This window comes from Lysinibacillus sp. NPDC058147, from assembly GCF_042884205.1.
Lineage (GTDB): Bacteria > Bacillota > Bacilli > Bacillales_A > Planococcaceae > Lysinibacillus.
The window spans coordinates 387,601-402,261 of sequence record NZ_JBHVUJ010000002.1 but is presented as its reverse complement, the minus strand read 5'-3'; the positions used below and the strand labels follow the sequence as shown (position 1 = coordinate 402,261).

The window sequence follows — 14,661 nt, the reverse complement described above, 5'->3', positions numbered from 1 at the left end:
TATAAGAGACGAGAAAAGCCGATTTCACCTTGTATTTTAAAAATCGGCTTTTCTTTAGTTCTCATTTTTTATGATGAACTTTTATAAGATCTGGACGCTTCCTGCTCAATATTAAATATTTGCAATAATGCATCAGAAAACAAGTTGGTTTGGTCTATCATAATTCTATGTCCGGCATTTGGAATGATAAATAATATTTTATGAGGAGCATTAATTTTAGCAAAGTATTCTTCGGCAATAATGGAAGGGGCCTGCCAGTCATTTTCACCTAAAATATAATAAACTGGAACTTTATAATTTGAGGAGTCTGCCGTCAGGTCAAAGTCTTCTAAAAATTCATGTACCTTGCTGTTTGCTTTTAGTCCTTTTGAAAGTGAGAGAAGATCCGATAATTTAAAAATAGGGCTTTTTAAGGCAGTCATAAATATAGGAAGGTCACTCTTACCAGCTAATCCATATTTCCCTTGAAGTTTTCGGATTTTCCTACATTTTTTTAAAAACTCACGATCAAATTTTATTTTTTCTCCAGGATAAGCTCCTATAGCATCAAGCTTTTTTAGAGCTTTTATATCATTAGCTTTTACTACTTGTTCCTTCATTTTTTCATAAGCAACACGCTCATTTTCAAGAAAGGAGACAACTTGTGCAACGCCAATATAATAAGCAATGTCTTCAGGATATTTCTTAATAAATATACTTCCTAAAATAGAGCCCCAAGACCTTCCGAGTAAAACGATCTTTTCCTTATTATATTTCTGCTTTAAAAATTGAATAATTCCATATAAATCTTCTAGCATGACATCAATTGTAGGGTATTTATCGGGGTTTTTAGTAAGCGTTTTTCCAGCACCACGCTGATCCCAATGAACAATCGTAAAAATTTCTTCTAATTTATCTTGAAAAGAATGAGCAAAAAGAGATTCAACACTACCAGGACCACCATGTAAATAAAGTAATACTGGGTTATCATAATTAGTACCTGAATGAAATAAATAATGATTTACACCGTTAACCGAGACAAATTCTTCGATATTAATTAATTTCTCGGATTTATTTTTCATTTCTCATACTCCCTCTATTTGATTTCTTCGTCTTTCAAACTCCTTTAAAACTTGCAACTGAATGTCATTTTGGTTTTCATCCATTGTCAAGTTACTGTGCTCTTCAAAACCATCCTGTTCTTCGCCATCAAAACTATATAGCTTCTTTAATAGACCCCACATTGTCTCTAGCTCATTAGTAGAAAAATTTTTAAAAAGATCCGCTAAAAAATATGTCCCTTTTTCTCCTGCCTCTAGCGCAACTTGTTTGCCAAACTCAGTAATCGTAGTGTTGACCGCACGTTTATCATGCTGGCTAGGGGCAATTTCAACATATCCTTTGTTTTTCATCGTAGTGACTAGTTGTTTTACATTCTGTTTAGTCGTTCCTAGTTTTCTAGCGATATTGTTGAACGATGCTTGATCTTCAGGTAAATGGGCAATAGCTAAGATAACCATAAATTGTCTAGATGTTAATTTTTCTAAATATTGATCGGATTGTACTTGAATTTTATTGCCAACAGAAAAAAGGGCTGAATATATTTGTTGCATTAGAAATAAGTCTTGGTTCATAAAGATGTCCTTTCTTTTAGACAATACATTGTCTAAAATCATCATAACAAAATGGACAATATATTGTCTATAAAATTAATGAATGAGAAGACTTCTTTTTTAAATAACATTTTAACCGCAAATTATAAGTCATTTTTCATAGCAAACCTAAAAAAGAGTCGATTTTTATAGGTATAACGGATTGAGAAAAAGGCGAGGGCAATATTTTTATAACACTTAATCTTAAATAATATTATTATGTAAACTTGAAACGTATAGTAACCTTGTTTATTATAGTAAAGAAAGATGTTTAACTTGCATTCAGCATTGGTGATGAGAAGAATGCTGGCTTAGGTTTTGGCGGGTGTAAAAATATCCGCTGACATAGAGGAACTCAGGCTATGAACTTCACATCTTGTGAGAATACTTGAGTGACCAACATCGTGCCTTATGCAAAGGCAGATTTGATAGAAAGTTTTGGTGAACGTATGCGGAAAAAGATGCTCATTCTTGGAGCAACAGCTTTATTATTAACGGGCTGTGGAAATGAAACATTGGCAGAGGTGTTTCATTCTAAAAAGACCGATGTAAAATCGGAAAAATCTGTGACGAAGCAGCAAGAAAAAATTGTACCAGAAGTAAAAGTAGTTGGGGAAAACGGAATCGGTGCAGGGATTATTGTTAAAAAAGAGGACGCTAAGCTCTATATTGTGACAAATGGTGCCCTTGTATCTTCAAAACCAACTGCGCTCGTACAATTTAATAATGATAAACTTAAAGAAGCCGATGTGCACTTTATATCTACAGCTTATAATATGGCCATTTTAGAGGTACCGTATAACGCATCGGTAAAGGTGCCGACCGTCTATAACGGTGAATTAGACCAGTTAGCTGTTTATGTTGATAGCTTACCGCACATCATTAAAAAATATAGTGACAGAGTAGCTGCTTATTACATAGATGCAGATCAAAATACACTTATCGGAAGCCCCGTTCTAGAAGCAGAAAATGGTGAACTTGTAGGCATCTATTTTAAACGCAAGCAAAATGGTGGATCACAGCCATTTATATTGCCATTTAAAGAGATTGCTGAGTTATTGGATGAATGGATCGAGGGTAATATGAAGACAAGTGATCGACTAGCTCAATCGAAAAACTTATCTCCTTATATAGAACCGGGCGATAAAGAAGCAGTCCAGCAAGCTATCGATCGATACGGCAAGAATATTTTTGCTTATAATGTGGATGAGGTAAAGCTGTTTTTAGATACATTTTATAAACATTTAAAAGGGGCTGTTGACATTCATGATGCTAGTGTCATGAAGCCTTTTATAGGAACAGACGAATTACAAAGCACACTGGATAATATGGTAGCGAATTATGCATCCAAACAAGCGAAAATACGTTTTTATGATACGACGATTAAAAACATCAGTATGGAAGGACAAAATATTGTAGTTCGTGCTATAACAGAATATGTCCTAACTAATTCAGCCGGTCAAGAGGCACTAGCGAACTCTATGATGGTATATGAAATTAATAAAAATGAACAGGGCGAGTATAAACTTATTCGTCTAACAACCGAGGAGTGAAAAGTTGGATGGAGCAAGCAAGACAAATGCTACAACATCATTTTGGCTATGATTCATTTCGCAATGGACAGGCACCAATTATTGAACAAACATTACGAGGTCAATCAAGTCTTTGTGTGATGCCAACTGGCGGAGGCAAATCCATTTGCTATCAGATCCCAGCACTCATGCTAGATGGCCTCACAGTCGTCATATCTCCTTTAATTTCTCTTATGCAAGATCAGGTAGAAGCTTTACGTGCGGCGAATATTCCGGCCGCGTATATTAATAGTACCTTAACCGTGCAAGAAGTGAATGAAACGATGCAGTTAGCGAGTGCAGGTTATTTAAAGCTTCTATATATTGCTCCTGAGCGATTAGAGAGTGCAACATTTTTACAAGTACTATCGAATTTATCAGTACCTTTACTTGCTGTGGATGAAGCACACTGTATTTCCCAGTGGGGGCATGATTTTAGACCAAGTTACCGAGCAATCCAAAAATTATTTACTTTATGGCCACAAAAGCCAACTGTCTTAGCATTGACTGCAACAGCGACACCAGCTGTTTGTGATGATATTAGACAATTATTGGGAATTGATGAGCAATCGACGGTGATTACCGGCTTTTCGCGCGATAATTTAGCTTTCTCTGTGTTAATTGGTGAAAACAAAGAGCGCTATATTAAAAACTATTTAGTGAAAAATAAAAATGAAGCGGGTATTATTTATGCTGCGACACGAAAGGCTGTAGACGCTATCTATGAGCTTTTAAGTCGCTCGGGCGAAGCTGTGGCAAAATACCATGCTGGACTGTCAGAGGACATGCGTATGTCTGAGCAGGAGCGATTTTTAAAAGACGAGGCGCGCATTATGGTTGCTACCAATGCATTTGGAATGGGAATTGATAAAAGTAATGTACGCTTTGTCATTCATTATCAAATGCCGCGCAATATGGAGAGCTATTATCAAGAAGCGGGACGTGCAGGGCGTGACGGCTTGCCAAGTGCCTGTATTTTGTTGTATGCATCTGGTGATGTTCAAACACAGCGCTTTTTAATAGAGCAGACGCAAGATGAAACACGCATTGCGCAGGAATTAGCAAAACTGCAAACGATGGTTGATTATTGTCATACTGAAGGATGCTTACAAAATGCTATCTTAACGTATTTTGACGACGAAGCAGGGGCTCCTTGTAGCCGTTGTAGTAATTGTAATGATGGACGAGAAGTTAAAGATGTGACAGTAGATGCTCAAAAGGTCTTAGCTTGTGTAGTAAGGATGGGACAAAAATTTGGTAAGACAATGGTAGCGCAAGTATTAATTGGCTCCAAAAATCAAAAGGTCTCGGAATTTGGCTTTGCAAGGCTGTCTACCTATGGCATTTTAAAAGGTCAATATTCCTCAAAGGATGTCTCAAACTTTATTGAGTTTTTAATTGCTGAAGGTTTACTTGCTGTTAAACACGGCACGTTTCCGACCATATATGTACCAGAGGAAGGTAAAGAAGTTTTAATGGGGAATCGACAGGTCATGCGAAAAGAAGCTGTTACTGTGCGTATGCTTGTAGACAATGATCCGCTATTTGAGCATTTACGAGTACTGCGTAAAGAAATTGCAGATGAGGAAAAGGTACCACCATTTGTTGTGTTCTCTGATAAAACATTGCGTGATTTGTGTGACAAAAAGCCGACAGAGCTAGAAGACTTACGTCATGTAAGTGGAATCGGTGAAGTGAAATTTGAAAAATACGGTGAGCGTTTCTTTGATGCTCTACAGTCTTTTTTGAATACAACATCAATCTAAAGGAAAAAGGGAAGTGCTTAAAGAATTAGGCACTTCCTTTATATTTGCAAAGTATTACACCCGCTATTTCTCCCAAAGTTCGACCAGTCGACCATCAGGATCTTTAATCCAAATAAACTTTCCATATTCACTAATCTCTTTTTTCTTTTCAAGAGGTACACCAATATGTTCAAGATGCTTAATCATCTCGTTTATGTCATGTACTTGGAAATTTAACATCACTTGTTGTTCTGTTGGAAAATAATTGTCATCTTCGGTAAAGAAAGAAAAAACCGTCTCATTTCCTGATTGGGGTTTAATCATAGTCCCATTCCAATTCTCTATTTCAAGCTTCAACACTTCACTGTACCATTTTTTTATAACATCAAGATTATTAGTTCTCCAAAATATTCCTCCAAAACCTTTGATCATTGTATCTAACTCCAATCTGTCTAAAAAATTTTTTTTCGATTTAATATTAGTTCCTTCTTCAAATTTTAGCATAAAAATCCATCGGGAAAATCACTTCAAGAATAACTATAGAGGTGATGTCAGTATCGAGACAAAAATAAAAACCCGGGAATATATCCCGGGCATGATTCTCACTTACTTATAGTGCTCCATGACACACTGCCTCGCTTCCGCATTGATCTTAAATTCTTAAGACAACTGTGCTTTAGCTTCATTCAGCTTTGATGGTCCTTCTGAGTTACCGGTCAGCCCCACTCATCGGGTTAACCCTCCTTGTCATTGGATTTGAAAGTGAAATCTTAAATAGTATAGACCGTTCATTATTTTCTATACCCGTTTTTAAAAAGGAAAAAAATCCAACAGCTTTACTTATACTGTGGCATAAATGCGTCCTAAATGTCCTTAGGCCCACATATGTTTTTTTGTGCGAAAGAGAAGCGACAGTACAATGTGCTGGCAGTTAGCCGTTATCGTATGAAGAAAAACTAAAGAGGGGATAAAACAAAAAATAACCCGGAATATTAATATTCCGGGCATGATTCTCACTTACTTATAGTGCTCCATGACACACTGCCTCGCTTCCGCATTGATCTTAAATTTTTAAGACAACTGTGCTTTAGCTTTTCAGCTTTGATGGTCCTTCTGAGTTACCGGTCAGCCCCACTCATCGGGTTAACCCTCCTTGTCATTGGATTTGAAGTGAAATCTTTAATAGTATAGACCGTTTATTATTTTATATACACGTTATTAATAAATGAAAAAATCCATTTCGAAAACGGTTATATCAATAAGTGAACTGTCTATCGAAATGGATTTTTATATGTAAGCTATTTTTCCCAATGCTTATTGATGAACTGATCTCGACCGGAAAGTGCTCGGTCCTGCTGATAATGTTCCGACTCTTTTTTATAAAAGTCTTGATGATAATCTTCTGCAGGGTAAAAGTGCTTGGCATCGCGAATTGTGGTTACAATAGGTTTATCAAAGCGACCACTTTTTGCTAGCTTTTCCTTGGATGCTTCTGCAAGTTGCTTTTGCTCTTCTGTATAAGTAAAGATTGCCGTCGAGTATGATTCACCACGGTCATGGAATTGACCATAAGCATCCGTCGGGTCGATTTGCATCCAGTAAATATCAAGGAGTTGCTCATAACTAAAAATGCTAGGATCGAATTCAATTTCGACTACTTCTAAATGGCCAGAAGTACCTTTTTTGACATCCTCATAAGTTGGATTGTCTAAATGGCCACCCATGTAGCCCGAAGTAACCTTATGTATTCCATCCCATTCAACAAATGGCTTTACCATACACCAAAAACAACCGCCAGCAAACGTTGCTTTTTCGATCATGTTTTATCATCCTTTCTTTCGTGAAAATATTATAGCATTATTTTGTTCATAACTGGCAAATAGGGTGTAAAATAACCTATAAATAGTTGTAGAAAGAATTCACAACATCGTGTAAAATGAACCTTTCTTTATATGGAATCGTTACATTAACTATAAAAAATAGAGGAGTTAACAGTTATGGAAGAGCAAGATTATACAAGACGCTCGCAACGTCCCCAAAAACGTCGCTTGCGTAAAGGGAGAGCATTGTTCACATTGCTATTACTTTGTGTCATTGTCATTATAGGTTATTCCGTTATGCAATATCGAAGTGGTCTAAAATTAGCAAGTGAATCAAAGGTAGCCCAAGAGGATTTTACCGGTGATCCAGTAAAAGGTGATGTTGAAAATTATTTATTATTAGGAGTCGATACTCGTGGTGAGGAAAAATCACGTACAGATACAATGATGGTATTATCTTGGAATAAGAAAACAAATGATGTCAAACTCGTATCATTAATGCGAGATATTTATGCGGATATTCCAGGTTATAAATCTTATAAGCTTAATACGGCCTACTATTTAGACGGTGTCCAATTATTAAAAGATACGATTGGTAATATGTTTGGCCTGCCGATTAATCATTATGCAATTATCGATTTCAAAAATTTTGAATCACTTGTAGATATTATTGCACCAAATGGCGTTGAAATTGATGTAGATAAGGATATGTCCGAAAAAATTGGCGTTTCATTAAAACAAGGCGTGCATAACTTAAACGGTAAAGAATTACTTGGCTTTGCCCGATTCCGTCACGATGAAAAAGGCGATTTTGGTCGAGTGGAACGTCAGCAAAAAGTTATCGAAGCCTTAAAGAATGAAATTTTATCGCCTCAAAATATGTTGAACTTACCAAAATTCGTTGGTGCAGCGCAAGGTTATATAACAACTGACTATTCAACAGCAGGTGAGATTCAACAAGTGCTGAAAATGGTGTCGAAAGGTAAAGTCAAAATAGAAAAAGCAACTATTCCAATTGAAGGTAGTTATAGTTTCAAAAATATTAGTGGTGTCGGTGATTCAATTATTATTGATGTAGAGAAAAATAAAGAATTTTTACGTAATTTTTTAGGCATTTCCCTAGAGTGATTTTTCGCAAAATCCAACATTATCCTGTACTATATGGATATAGGATTTGTATTGGGGTGAGTAGATGGAAAAAGAAAGACCAAGAGAGCGTTCAAATTTCTTTTCAACGAAGTTTATTCGTTTTTTAGGTGGTAAAAACTTATTTTTTACACTGATTATTTTATTACTATCAGCATGCGTTATTTTTATGTTCCAAAAAGTTTCCTTTATATTTACCCCGCTTAAAGTTTTGTTTGAGGTAGTTATTCTACCAGGGGTACTTGCCAGTATTGGGTATTATTTATTACGTCCAATAGTAGGTCTTTTCGAAAGATGGCGTATCCCAAGAGTTTGGGGCATCTTTCTTCTATATATCATTCTGATTGGCATAATAACGTTATTAGTAGTACTTGTCTATCCGTTTTTACGAGACCAGTTTACTAATTTAGCACAGGAATTCCCAGGGTATTTTATGGCGTTTACGCAAAATATTGCTGAATTTTTAAATAATTCACGTATCAACGAGTATCTAGATAAAATTAATTTAAACTATGATGCAATGGTAAAGAATTTTACTACGGATATTGTGGATACTGTAAAAAATACAGCTGCGAATATTGCGCAAGGTGTAGCATCTGGTATTACTGGCTTCGTTTCAACGTTAACAGGAATTGTTTTATCATTAGTTACCGTGCCATTTATTTTATTTTATTTACTTAAAGATGGTGAAAAACTACCGAGCTTTATTTTAAAAATGTGCCCGCCACGTATGCGAAAAGAAGTACATGAAATTTTTCATGATATGGACAAGCAAATTAGTTCCTATATTCAAGGACAAATTTTAGTGTCAATGTGCATAGGTGCCATGGTGACAATTGGCTTTTTAATTATCGGTATGAAATATGCCTTATTGCTAGGATTCCTTGCAATGATCACGAGTGTAGTTCCATACTTAGGACCAGTTATCGCCATTACACCAGCGGTCATTATCGCTCTTGTAACCTCACCATTCATGCTTATTAAGCTAGCTATTGTTTGGACGGTCGTACAGCTCATTGAAGGGAAATTCATTTCTCCACAAATTATGGGTAAATCACTTAGTATCCATCCAATTACAATTATTTTCGTGTTATTAACTGCTGGTTCTTTATTTGGCGTTCCAGGTGTCATTTTAGGGATTCCGGGCTATGCCATTATAAAAGTTCTTGTGACGCATTTATTCAAGCTATTTAAACAGCGATATAATCGTTACGAGGATGAGAACCATCAAAAATATGATGTGTAAGTAGAGACAGTTACTGCGAACATGCAGTAGCTGTTTTTTATAAGGCTATAATAAACCTTGATGTTCTATCACTCGATATTAGGACTCATCTTATCAATTATTCTTATAGAGATAGTTTCTTGAGTACCATTGAAATGGAGGTAACATATTTTGAAACTGGAAAGGCTCTTATCTATTATTATTATTTTACTGAACCGTCGAAAGGTGCAAGCTAAGGAGCTGGCGGAGCAGTTTGAGGTTTCCATTCGGACGATATACCGAGATATTGACTCAATTAATGCAGCTGGCATCCCAATCGTCACCTATCAAGGAACAAACGGTGGGATTGGTTTATCAGAAGGATACCGTTTGGACCGAAATTTGCTAACAAATGACGAGCTTGCTTCCATTGTTACAGCTCTTCGCAGTATCTCCACTTCATACGGCAAAGAGCAACACCAACGACTTATGGAAAAAATAAATAGTGTCGTACTACCAGCACATGAAGAAGAATTTCGACATAAGACAAATCGCGTATTAATCGATTACTCTCCATGGGATGGTATTGAACGTCTTCGGACGAAACTACAACTATTAGACGAAGCAATAGATAGCAGTGTATTAGTTAACTTCACCTATTCGAATGCAGAAGGTGAAGTATCCAAGCGAATAGTAGAACCGCATATGCTTATTCTTAAAGGAAGACAATGGTATCTACAAGCTTATTGTCTAGAGAAAAAAGAGTTTCGACTTTTTAAACTAAAAAGAATGAAAGGGCTTGAGATAGATCGTGAAAGTAACTTTATTCGTCGAGATCCTGCTACTCAGAAGCATGTCGAAGGCAAGCGTAAATTCAAGCCATCAGATGTACCAGAAGTTGTCTTTCGATTCCAAGATGAAGCCCGGCATATTGCAGAAGAGTGGTTTGGTATTGAAGAACTTTTGCCAGTTGAGGATGGCAGTTGGCTAGTAAAAAAGGCGTATCCAGAAAATGAATGGCTCTATAGTTTCATTCTTAGCTTGGGACATCATGTAGAGGTGCTTGAGCCTCAACATTTACGGGAAATCATTGCTAGTCGTGCGGAAAAAATAACGATCATTTATAAAAATGACAAAGCAACATGACAATCAGTTGTCAGGTTTATTGTTTTATACTGGTTTCATTCTATAATAAGGAGAATGATTTTGGATGAAACAAAAGGAACAAAAAAGTATGACTGACTGGAATTACATATCGTCTGAAGATAACATTACTACGAAACGAATTGAACCTAGCCGAATTGAGATATTATCCTCCTTCACGTTAGCTGGAATAAGTACCGTTACAACAAATGAAGCCGAACAAAGCCAAGATGGCAAAATTGGTAAGTTGTTCGAAAATTTCCATTCTCAAAATATTGGTAAGAAGCTAGGAGCTCATATCCAAGAGGATGGTCATTATAGCTGTTACTTCAACTATGAACAGGGGGATGCGGGACTTTATGAAGTAATGGTCAGCGTACATATAAAGGAAGAATTACAACTTCAAAACCTAGATATGATAAAAGCATTTATTGTACCTGCTGCAAAATATGCTGTATTCGTTACAGAACGTGGACCAATTATAGAAATGGTTCAGCGTACTTGGGCTGATATATGGCAATGGTCACAGCAGTCAGGCAATAACCGAGCATTCACAGGTGATTTTGAATATTATAGTAAGGATATTAACCCAGAGGATGGACAAGCAGAGATTTATATTTCGATAAAATAGCTTTCGGATTGTATTAGACAATTTGAATTGCTTGTAGAAATTTATTAATCGTACGATTGAGTATTGATTAGTTTGTTATTTTAAAAAAAGGAATGATGAATATGAGTACAATTGAAAATACCAAGGTGGAGGAAGTATTCAAACAGTACCCTAAACACATTCAATCAAAACTATTGATTCTTCGTCAGTTAATTTTGGATACGGCTATAGAGACAATAAGCGTTGATCATGTGGAAGAAACGTTAAAATGGGGAGAGCCTAGTTATATCACAAAAAAAGGGAGTACAATTAGATTAGGCTGGAAACAGTCTAGCCCAGATCAATATGCCATGTATTTTAACTGTAATACGAAGCTAATTGATACGTTTAAAGAGGTTTATCAAGATTTATTCAACTATGAAGGTAATCGAGCGATTGTATTTGCGGAAAATGATGAAATACCAGTAAATGAATTAAAACAGTGCATTGCATTGGCACTCACTTATCATACCCGAAAGCATCTACCAATGCTTGGAATATAATAAATAGTTATTAAAATTGTTTCAATTATGATGAGTAAAAAACAACATATTAAACTATTGCAAAAACCCTTCCAACCGTTAAAGTTAGAAGGGTTTGCATAGTGTACACGATTATTTTTGTGATGTAACTTGCACTTGTAAAACAATCAACAGCTTCCTCCAACATCATCTATTAAACTTGTAACATCTTATTTTAATTGAGTAAATTTATTCCATCAATTGATGTTCCAAAGCTCAAAATATAAACGTTATTATACAAGTCGATACAACGAATTAATTATTTTTAGTCAAGGTATATAAGGAGATATATGGAAGTTTAGTCCTTCTAAAAAATAATACCACCCAAATTAATATCTATATATCCATTTTGCATTGTTAATGGTTCCTCAGAATTCACATTTAATTTATATATGAAAGAGTAGAATTTTTAGCATTTTCAATACAATTTTAGGGATCCTTGGCTATGCCATTATTAAAGTGCTGGTGACGCATTTATTCAAGCTATTTAAACAGCGATATAATCGTTACGAGGATGAGAACCATCAAAAATATGATGTGTAAGAGGAGACAGCTACTGCGAATGTGCAGTAGCTGTTTTTTATAAGGCTAGATATATACGTATAAGGACGAAAGAACAAAACGAGCAGCGACAATTTCGAATAATGATGGAATGAGGGCTAGAAGTATTTAGTTAAAAAAAATACTGGACTATTCGTTCCGGAAATATTATATTATTGTTATGGAAAGGAGGAATTTACCATCGGACGTTCAAAAGAGTTTGACAAGGAGCACGTACTACATAAGGCAATGTTAGTATTTTGGGAAAAAGGCTACGATGCAACGAGTATACCGGATTTGTTAGAGGCTATGGAATTAAGCAGATCAAGTTTATACGAAACCTTTACGGACAAACAGACACTTTATATTGAGGCTATACACCAATACAAAAAATTCAATCAAAATAAACGCAATCTCTTGGTAAATGCACCGTCTGCGAAAGTTGGAATACGGCAGTATTTTGATCAGCATATTTCTTCTGCATTTGATGATGATTTGCCCAAAGGGTGTTTGATTACAAAGGCAAGCATCGGTTTGGATTCACCTGATGAACAACTTAGTAAATTGATACGAGACAGCTTTGAGGAATTAGAACAGTCTTTCTATGAACTATTAAGTAAAGGACAGCAGGTGGGAGAAATCAACCCTAAGAAAGATATAAAGGCTTTATCACATTTACTACTTAACCTTAATCACAGTATCAAAGTAGTTTCCAAGGTAAAAAACAACAAAAAAATTATTTATGACATGATGGATACTGTAATTGAGATGCTATAGACAAATTTTTTTAACATTACTGGAATGATCATTCCGGTAACTACGACTTTAATAAAGTGAGGGAGAGTTTTCTATGAGTTTAATCGCAAAACAAAAAATGGAGAAACCTGTTTCATCGTGGATTATACTCATTTTGGCCATAGCTTGTGGCGTGATTGTTGCTAATCTCTATTATGCGCAACCTTTAGTAGGACCCATCAGTTCTACACTCGAATTATCTTCCGGGGCAGCTGGCCTCATCGTCACGCTGACTCAAATTGGATACGGAATCGGATTGTTATTTATCGTTCCTCTGGGAGATATCCTGGAAAATAGAAAACTTGTTGTTACTTTATTGCTCTTCACTGCAGTCGTGTTGGCGATTGCTGCAGTGGTTAAAAGTGCTACGCTATTTCTTGCAACTTCACTGTTTATCGGGGTAGGCTCAGTAGCAGCTCAGGTACTAGTACCGTATGCAGCTCATCTTTCACCCGATGCCACACGTGGCCGCAATGTGGGGAATGTTATGAGTGGTTTGTTACTTGGTATCATGCTCGCTCGTCCCATATCAAGTATTGTGGCGGAGTTTATGGGCTGGCGCGCTATATTCGTCTTTTCCGCTGTAATAATTTTTATTCTGGCTTTTGTATTAGTAAAGTTACTTCCTACAAGGCAACCAATGACAACAACACAATATTCAACACTGCTGAAATCTATGTTGCATTTACTCAAATCGACACCAGTCCTACAACGTAGAGCAATCTATCACTTTTGTGTGTTCGGAACTTTTAGTTTGTTCTGGACAACTGTTCCTATGTTATTGACCAGTCCGATTTTCAATTTTTCGCAAAAAGAAGTTGCGTTGTTCGCATTGGTAGGAGTATCTGGAGCGGTTGCTGCACCTGTGGCAGGTCGTCTTGCTGATAAAGGTTGGGTTCGACCAGCTACAGGATTAGCTTTAGCTTTAGTTATCATTTCTGTCATTCTACCCCTTATGATTCAAAGAGGCTCGACAATAGCATTAGTAATATTGGTAGTTTCGGCAATTCTTTTAGACATGGGGGTTTCTGCTAATCTAGTCCTTGGTCAACGCGCTATTTTCTCATTGGGAGCAGAGTTTCGAAGCCGACTTAATGGATTATACATGGCCATTTTTTTTGGAGGTGGTGCTATTGGTTCTGCGACAGGAGGATGGGCATACGCCATGTTTGGTTGGAAAGCAGCATTATTGATTGGAATAGCTTTACCGACCATTGCGATGATTTATTATGCGACCGAGAAAAAGTAATTAAACTATATGGATGTTCATTCAAATAGAAAAGAAGCTTTTGCAGATACAGATGACATACAACATAATTATTTAAAGAAAAAAGTAAACGAAAAAATAATAAATGAATATAGTAATTACATTCCTTCGAATATTTTTATTCGGGGGTTTTTTTTGTAAGGTTATTCTTTAAAATTGCTATTGGCAATGCAAAAGAACCTGGACATACTAGATATTAAACTGTAAGATTAGTTGTTGATCAAATTTGATAGCGTAGAATAGATAGAAAAAGGTGTAAATTTTGAAAATCAATAAAAAATACGAACCATTAATTTTTAGTGTCCTTATGATTTTAGGTATATCCAGTATTATCTCTTTCGTTATGACTTCAATGAATGTTGGATATACTGCTTTATTCCTTAAATCATGGATGAAAGCATGGGGAATTGCTTTTGTGGTTGCATTTATAGCTTCTAACTTACTACCTTTTGTAGTTAAAAGGATAATGAAAATGTTCACGTTTATTGAGAATGAAGCTTAAAAATAAAGTGAAATACTACGTCGGCAATAGATAAAACATCATAACTTTATTTCAAATCCACAACAAACTTTGGACTCATCCCCAAAAACCTTGAGAAAAACAACATAAGCGTGTAAATCAGTTTCAC

General features: G+C 36.0%; 14 protein-coding genes. 10 read left to right on the top strand and 4 right to left on the bottom strand.

Translation table 11 applies throughout. From position 1 onward, the window contains the following. Positions 1-68: 68 nt before the first annotated feature. Both ACFVT8_RS07335 and ACFVT8_RS07330 read right to left on the bottom strand, forming a co-directional pair. Entirely contained in the window at positions 69-1,061 is a 993-nt protein-coding gene (locus ACFVT8_RS07335) for an alpha/beta fold hydrolase (RefSeq protein ID WP_387082948.1), read from the bottom strand. Between the two features lie 3 nt (positions 1,062-1,064). Next, positions 1,065-1,613 carry a MarR family winged helix-turn-helix transcriptional regulator gene (locus ACFVT8_RS07330; RefSeq protein WP_387082946.1) on the bottom strand — a complete coding sequence of 183 codons (549 nt, stop codon included), beginning with the start codon at positions 1,611-1,613 and terminating at the stop codon, positions 1,065-1,067. A gap of 410 nt (positions 1,614-2,023) precedes the next feature. Here ACFVT8_RS07330 and ACFVT8_RS07325 point away from each other — a divergent pair, with 410 nt between their 5' ends. Together ACFVT8_RS07325 and recQ are read left to right on the top strand one after the other, a co-directional pair. Further along, a complete protein-coding gene (locus tag ACFVT8_RS07325; protein WP_387082945.1) occupies positions 2,024-3,184 on the top strand; it encodes a TcaA NTF2-like domain-containing protein in 1,161 nt (386 codons plus the stop codon). A gap of 8 nt (positions 3,185-3,192) precedes the next feature. Continuing rightward, positions 3,193-4,968, top strand: coding sequence for a DNA helicase RecQ (gene recQ, locus ACFVT8_RS07320; protein ID WP_387082944.1), 1,776 nt, complete (start codon positions 3,193-3,195; stop codon positions 4,966-4,968). A gap of 63 nt (positions 4,969-5,031) precedes the next feature. Here recQ and ACFVT8_RS07315 read toward each other — a convergent pair whose 3' ends face one another. Beyond that, entirely contained in the window at positions 5,032-5,379 is a 348-nt protein-coding gene (locus ACFVT8_RS07315) for a VOC family protein (protein ID WP_387082943.1), read from the bottom strand. 866 nt (positions 5,380-6,245) lie between these two features. Continuing rightward, complete coding sequence (gene msrA, locus ACFVT8_RS07310; protein WP_387082942.1) at positions 6,246-6,767, bottom strand: peptide-methionine (S)-S-oxide reductase MsrA; 522 nt, start codon at positions 6,765-6,767, stop codon at positions 6,246-6,248. A 177-nt stretch (positions 6,768-6,944) separates the two neighbouring features. Here msrA and ACFVT8_RS07305 point away from each other — a divergent pair, with 177 nt between their 5' ends. The 8 genes from ACFVT8_RS07305 to ACFVT8_RS07270 all read left to right on the top strand — a co-directional run bounded on the left by ACFVT8_RS07305 (position 6,945) and on the right by ACFVT8_RS07270 (position 14,534). Continuing rightward, positions 6,945-7,895, top strand: a complete 951-nt coding sequence (locus ACFVT8_RS07305; protein WP_387082940.1) for an LCP family protein — start codon at positions 6,945-6,947, stop codon at positions 7,893-7,895. 64 nt (positions 7,896-7,959) lie between these two features. Next, on the top strand, positions 7,960-9,159 hold the full coding sequence (locus tag ACFVT8_RS07300; RefSeq protein WP_387082938.1) for an AI-2E family transporter: 1,200 nt from the start codon (positions 7,960-7,962) through the stop codon (positions 9,157-9,159). A gap of 150 nt (positions 9,160-9,309) precedes the next feature. After that, complete coding sequence (locus ACFVT8_RS07295) at positions 9,310-10,263, top strand: helix-turn-helix transcriptional regulator (RefSeq protein WP_387082936.1); 954 nt, start codon at positions 9,310-9,312, stop codon at positions 10,261-10,263. Between the two features lie 64 nt (positions 10,264-10,327). Then, complete coding sequence (locus ACFVT8_RS07290; RefSeq protein WP_387082934.1) at positions 10,328-10,891, top strand: GyrI-like domain-containing protein; 564 nt, start codon at positions 10,328-10,330, stop codon at positions 10,889-10,891. A 101-nt stretch (positions 10,892-10,992) separates the two neighbouring features. After that, a complete protein-coding gene (locus tag ACFVT8_RS07285; protein ID WP_387082933.1) occupies positions 10,993-11,412 on the top strand; it encodes a DUF1801 domain-containing protein in 420 nt (139 codons plus the stop codon). 807 nt (positions 11,413-12,219) lie between these two features. Beyond that, complete coding sequence (locus tag ACFVT8_RS07280) at positions 12,220-12,747, top strand: TetR/AcrR family transcriptional regulator (protein WP_387082931.1); 528 nt, start codon at positions 12,220-12,222, stop codon at positions 12,745-12,747. 73 nt (positions 12,748-12,820) lie between these two features. Further along, positions 12,821-14,014: an MFS transporter gene (locus tag ACFVT8_RS07275; RefSeq protein ID WP_387082930.1), complete on the top strand. Its 1,194-nt coding sequence runs from the start codon at positions 12,821-12,823 to the stop codon at positions 14,012-14,014. A 280-nt stretch (positions 14,015-14,294) separates the two neighbouring features. Further along, entirely contained in the window at positions 14,295-14,534 is a 240-nt protein-coding gene (locus ACFVT8_RS07270; protein WP_387082929.1) for a DUF2798 domain-containing protein, read from the top strand. The last annotated feature ends 127 nt before the right edge of the window (positions 14,535-14,661 follow it).

What these genes read in the sequence shown, in the direction of transcription:
- ACFVT8_RS07290 (WP_387082934.1), top strand. Translation starts at nt 10,328, where the DNA reads ATGAAACAAAAGGAACAAAAAAGTATGACTGACTGGAATTACATATCG.
- ACFVT8_RS07280 (WP_387082931.1), top strand. Translation starts at nt 12,220, where the DNA reads ATGTTAGTATTTTGGGAAAAAGGCTACGATGCAACGAGTATACCGGAT.
- ACFVT8_RS07305 (WP_387082940.1), top strand. Translation starts at nt 6,945, where the DNA reads ATGGAAGAGCAAGATTATACAAGACGCTCGCAACGTCCCCAAAAACGT.
- ACFVT8_RS07285 (WP_387082933.1), top strand. Translation starts at nt 10,993, where the DNA reads ATGAGTACAATTGAAAATACCAAGGTGGAGGAAGTATTCAAACAGTAC.
- recQ (WP_387082944.1), top strand. Translation starts at nt 3,193, where the DNA reads ATGGAGCAAGCAAGACAAATGCTACAACATCATTTTGGCTATGATTCA.
- msrA (WP_387082942.1), bottom strand. Translation starts at nt 6,767, where the DNA reads ATGATCGAAAAAGCAACGTTTGCTGGCGGTTGTTTTTGGTGTATGGTA.
- ACFVT8_RS07275 (WP_387082930.1), top strand. Translation starts at nt 12,821, where the DNA reads ATGAGTTTAATCGCAAAACAAAAAATGGAGAAACCTGTTTCATCGTGG.
- ACFVT8_RS07300 (WP_387082938.1), top strand. Translation starts at nt 7,960, where the DNA reads ATGGAAAAAGAAAGACCAAGAGAGCGTTCAAATTTCTTTTCAACGAAG.
- ACFVT8_RS07315 (WP_387082943.1), bottom strand. Translation starts at nt 5,379, where the DNA reads ATGATCAAAGGTTTTGGAGGAATATTTTGGAGAACTAATAATCTTGAT.
- ACFVT8_RS07335 (WP_387082948.1), bottom strand. Translation starts at nt 1,061, where the DNA reads ATGAAAAATAAATCCGAGAAATTAATTAATATCGAAGAATTTGTCTCG.
- ACFVT8_RS07330 (WP_387082946.1), bottom strand. Translation starts at nt 1,613, where the DNA reads ATGAACCAAGACTTATTTCTAATGCAACAAATATATTCAGCCCTTTTT.